2 protein-coding genes are annotated in these 1,552 nt (G+C 71.9%); both read right to left on the bottom strand.

Annotation, left to right across the window (positions count from 1 at the left end):
• Positions 1 to 92 precede the first annotated feature (92 nt).
• The gene (locus ACFWW9_RS46110) at positions 93 to 473 is read right to left on the bottom strand and encodes a VOC family protein (protein WP_390390007.1); all 381 of its coding nucleotides are present in this window, start codon (positions 471 to 473) and stop codon (positions 93 to 95) included.
• Positions 474 to 624: 151 nt separating this feature from the next.
• A complete protein-coding gene (locus ACFWW9_RS46105; protein ID WP_390390006.1) occupies positions 625 to 1,329 on the bottom strand; it encodes an alpha/beta fold hydrolase in 705 nt (234 codons plus the stop codon).
• Positions 1,330 to 1,552 lie beyond the last annotated feature (223 nt).

Raw genomic sequence — 1,552 nt, 5'->3', positions numbered from 1 at the left:
GCACGGGGGGCTGCCGTGGTCGCACGACGTCGGCAGCCTCGCCGCGGACTACGGGCGTCCGGCCGCCGCGGGCGGGGGTTTCCTCACCGCCGTCAGGCCCTCGGCAGGGGTTGGATGATGCCGAAGATGTTGCCCTCGGTGTCCTTGTAGTACGCCAGGTCCCCCACGCCCGGCACGGTGTCCTTCGGCAGCGCGACCGTGCCGCCCGCGGCCTCGACCGCCTTGATGTAGGCGTCGATGTCGTCCACCGCGATGGTCAACGGCGAGGCGTTCACCGGGGCGTCGGCCGCCGGCTCGGGGCCGCGGCGCAGCGTCAGGCCGCCGTTGATCCCGTCGCCCTCGTCGCCGGTGACGATGGACCAGTAGTCCATGTCGCCGAACCGCTGGAACTTCCACCCGAACGTCGACTCGTAGAAGGCCTGGGCACGCGCTGGGTCCGAGGCGTGGATCTCGAAGTGCACTGGGCGAGGCATGGGCGGGACGCTACGCCCGAAAACGGCGGCTATCCAGGACCGCCGCCGTCACCAATTCGGCTTAACGTCCCCTGCTCGGGCACGGCGGCCCACGTGGCGGAGGTCGACGAGCCGACCGGGAAGCGCACCGCGCTCCGGGACCCCGCGTGCTCTAGACGAGTGCCTTGGCGATCTCGTCGGGGTGGGTGAGCAGGCCGTCGTGGGCGCCGGGGACGAGCACGGGTTCGAGGCCGATCCGGGCCGCGTACTCCGCGCCCGGCAGGGGCAGTGCGTGGTCGTCCTCGCTCAGCACGTAGAGCGCGGGGATGCCCAGCGTGGTCACGTCGTCGACGTCGAGCGCGTCCAGGAAGTAGCCGCCGGGCTGCGGCACCAGCAGGTCCGCCACGAGGCGCTGCGTCTCCGGCGTCGAGTCCTGGAGGAACAGCTGCCGCACGAACCCGAGGGTGGGGGCGATCGAGCCGTCGGGGGAGGAGTCGATCAGGCCGCGCAGGAACGCCGCGCTCTCCGGCGGGTTGTCGTCGACCAGGGAACGGCCCCGCACGGGCACGTGCGCGCTGTAGTAGACGACCTTGGCGACGCGGCCCACGAGCCGGTGCGCCGCCCCGGTGATCACGTAGCCGCCCCAGCTGTGGCCGACCAGCACGACGGCGGACAGGTCCAGGCGCTCGACCTCGGCGACGACGTGGTCGACCGCGTCCGACAGTCGCCGGTTCGCCGGGTCGTCGCCGTCGCCCAGTCCGGGCAGCGTGAGCGTGACGACCCGGTGGCCCGCCGCCCGCAGCCGCTCCGCGACCGGTCGCCAGGACCACCCGCCGTGCCACGCGCCGGGGACCATCACGTACGTGTTCTGGGGCATCGGTGGACGTCCTTCTGGTGCGGTGGAGGGGTGTCGTCTCCGGACGCTACCGACGATCGGGGCCGCTCGACCGGGGTCGGGCCGAACGCGGCGAGAAGTAGCCGAACATTCTGTCTGAACACCGTGTCTACCGCGCTTCACCTGCGGAAAAGACGAACCTGCCCGGGTTCGCGCCCCCCCGCCCGGTCCGGGGCGAGCAACAAGGAGTTGAATTTCGTTGTTG

Origin of the sequence: Umezawaea sp. NPDC059074 (assembly GCF_042738955.1) — a bacterium.
Classification (GTDB): domain Bacteria; phylum Actinomycetota; class Actinomycetes; order Mycobacteriales; family Pseudonocardiaceae; genus Umezawaea.
Note: the sequence above shows the minus strand (reverse complement) of the source record. Positions and strands in the feature narration are given on the sequence as shown.